The 2,661-nt window shown below is 40.9% G+C and carries 4 protein-coding genes and 1 pseudogene; 3 read left to right on the top strand and 2 right to left on the bottom strand.

Translation table 11 applies throughout. The annotated features are described in order from the left end of the window. Window positions 1–233 precede the first annotated feature (233 nt). On the bottom strand, window positions 234–566 hold the full coding sequence (locus AC5JMF_RS32870; RefSeq protein WP_495799898.1) for a helix-turn-helix domain-containing protein: 333 nt from the start codon (window positions 564–566) through the stop codon (window positions 234–236). 628 nt (window positions 567–1,194) lie between these two features. Here AC5JMF_RS32870 and AC5JMF_RS32875 point away from each other — a divergent pair. From AC5JMF_RS32875 to AC5JMF_RS32885, 3 genes are all read left to right on the top strand, one after another. After that, window positions 1,195–1,353, top strand: a complete 159-nt coding sequence (locus tag AC5JMF_RS32875) for a hypothetical protein (RefSeq protein ID WP_495799899.1) — start codon at window positions 1,195–1,197, stop codon at window positions 1,351–1,353. Window positions 1,354–1,461: 108 nt separating this feature from the next. Beyond that, entirely contained in the window at window positions 1,462–1,707 is a 246-nt protein-coding gene (locus AC5JMF_RS32880) for a hypothetical protein (RefSeq protein WP_495799900.1), read from the top strand. After that, window positions 1,685–2,212: a hypothetical protein gene (locus AC5JMF_RS32885; protein ID WP_495799901.1), complete on the top strand. Its 528-nt coding sequence runs from the start codon at window positions 1,685–1,687 to the stop codon at window positions 2,210–2,212. Before AC5JMF_RS32880 ends, AC5JMF_RS32885 begins: the two co-directional genes overlap by 23 nt. A gap of 63 nt (window positions 2,213–2,275) precedes the next feature. Here AC5JMF_RS32885 and AC5JMF_RS32890 read toward each other — a convergent pair. Further along, a pseudogene (locus tag AC5JMF_RS32890) lies at window positions 2,276–2,661 on the bottom strand (hypothetical protein); the annotation flags it as partial.

Consider the following 2,661-nt stretch of genomic DNA (forward strand, 5'->3'; position numbering starts at 1 on the left):
TTATTAACCCGATCCCTTTTCCCAACCTATACCTCTCACCTTCTCTGGTTGCACCAGTGCCTCGGCTACCCCTCAATCGGTACTTCAGGTCTTCTTGTCATGGTTCAGTAATTCTTGTTTTGAGCGATTCTTTATTTAGCTAGGAGGCGATCGCTCTTGTTCCTCCCTTGTAATTACTAATTTATCATCAACACCTATAAAAGTCAACTATTTTTTATAGGTGTCAGTGACAATTAAGCCATGCATTCTATATCCCAAATCAAGGAAGCGACTTCACCGCCTAATGCAGTACAAAGCTTTTGCAAAATGTCGGTACTCACCGTGATTTCTTTGGGTTTTCCGGGTTTATTGACAAAAAGATGTGGCGTCTCTAATTGGTGAATATAGGTGGCAGACACGCCCACCTCTTCTGAAAGCTTTCTGCGGCTATACCCAGACTTCTCTCTAAGTTCCCTAAGTTTATGGGCGTTATCCTCGTTCCATTTAAATGTCGCTATAGGAGAAACGTCTATTTTAATTTTCATTTGAACTTCTACTTTATATTTGTCACGTTCACCTATTGACATAATAATAATAGCTGCCTTAAAATATTGTTGTCAACTATAATTCAACCAAATAAGCCCGTCCTAGAACATAAATTTACAGTGTGTAAAACCTTTGGGCAGGTTGAAAATGCCCAGAATTAAGCATGGACAAGTTTTAGACACAACAAATAATTTTTAGTGCGTTTATTTACAACCAAAAGCAATCGCCCCAACTTGCCGTCAGGTCAGCGATCGCCTGTTCCATTATCACAAGGGACAAATGAGGACAAGATAGGTATTATCGTGTTTGGCGAGAAAAAGTACTAGATTTAATCAAACAGATTGATTGGTTTTACCAAGAACGCGACCGCTTAACCCGTGAAACTAGAATTCCTCATCACGTAGATCATATTTATCCTGTTAACCATCCTAATTTATGCGGTCTTACGGTTCCAGCAAACCTGCAAGTAATTCCAGAACCACAAAATCTGCAAAAGGGCAACAGAATAATTGAATTAATGTCTTCAAAGCATTCGCTTATCCCTTCATCTTGATTACGAAGAAAACGAGATTGTTTATCTTGAAGCATTTCACCTGATAAAAGCCGATTCCCTTGGTTAGCTCAAGACACCTAAATAAAACCAGCATTTACCAAACTGGAGTAGTAATAATGTCACAAATCGAAGTAGCCCAAATTATCGAGCAGATAAAGCAAGAAATTACTGTTGACGCCAATGGACAAGGTAAAGCTAGTATTCGCGCCACAGCAAGACTAGCTGATGTTGATGCAACTGGATTAGTCAGAAGTCTCAAAACTGCTGATGATTAAATGAGTAATTTTTTAGGCAAAGCGATTGCCCCTAAACTAGAAGCGATCGTGCGAATCGGAAGAAGTATTGATTGAAGCTTAAAAATCAAGGAATAAAAACATAAAAACATGACAGTTAAAACAAAAACAATCATCAATTCATTGCAAGAGTTAGATGTACTTGTGGCTCAAAGCTTAGGTTGGGAGAAAGCAGAACTTAAAGAAGAATGTAGTCAATTCACCTCTGGCGCACAATGGCAGTATGGCAGTGATTACTATGCCACTCAAGTTCGGTTTTTTGCACCTGATGATTGGAACTGGCCAAATCATCAAGCATGTCCCACACCCCTACATGCGGAATATCCTTTGCATTGACATCAACAAAAGCCGGGTAGAGAAGGGACAACGAAATGCTCCTGATTGTACTTGGCTGTGTAGTGATTTTTTGCGATCGCACATTGAGCCTGTAACTGGTTTCGACCTCATCATCACTAACCCGCCGTTTAGCAAGTGCATGGAATTTGTGGGGCGATCGCTCGACCTTCTAAACCCTAATAACCCAGATGCACGGCTGTTGTTTCTCATGCCATCCGATATCTTCCAAGCCAAAAGTAGAGCGATCGCTTTCAGTAAACTAGACGCGCATATCCATCATATTTATCCCATTGTGGGCCGTGTTGATTACTTGATCAACGGTGTGCCAGCATCGCAAACCCGCGTAGAGAAAGGAGGTAAGCTGGTTAAGCGTTCTGGCAGGCAGACTTGTGACGCTATCTGGGATATCAGGTTGGGTAAGTCAGGCGGTTGTACAACTTTTATCAATTCATCAAATACCGTTGGGGAACGAGTCAAACCAGATGTTTCGTACTTGAGTGCGTGACTACCATGCCAACTCCGACACTCTTTCGTCATCTGAACCTTGAAAACCAAATATCAAACAACGTTAATTTTCTGATTGGGTGTCGTTTTCTGATTGATACAAGGAGCGTAATTCATCAATACTGCTTGCCGTTTCTATTGCTTCTAAAATTGAGTTGAGTAAATTGACCTCTTCAATTTGCTCAATTTCAGGTAATAAGTTTTGTCCTTGTGAACCAAACTTCAGTTTCAATCCCAAAGCTATGCCTTTTAACAATTCCTCTATTCGGGCAATCCGCTCAAATGATGTCATGTACTGCATACGCTCTTGTGCCTCTAATTGTTCTATTTCCCTTTTAAACTCTCGCTCTAAATTTAATGGTAGCGTCAGCATCCAATCTACAAAAGCTAACAAGTTGAGAACAGCAGTTCGGTCAAACCCCTGCTCGTACAACCGACGCACCAAAGCCA

Source organism: Desmonostoc vinosum, from assembly GCF_059505385.1.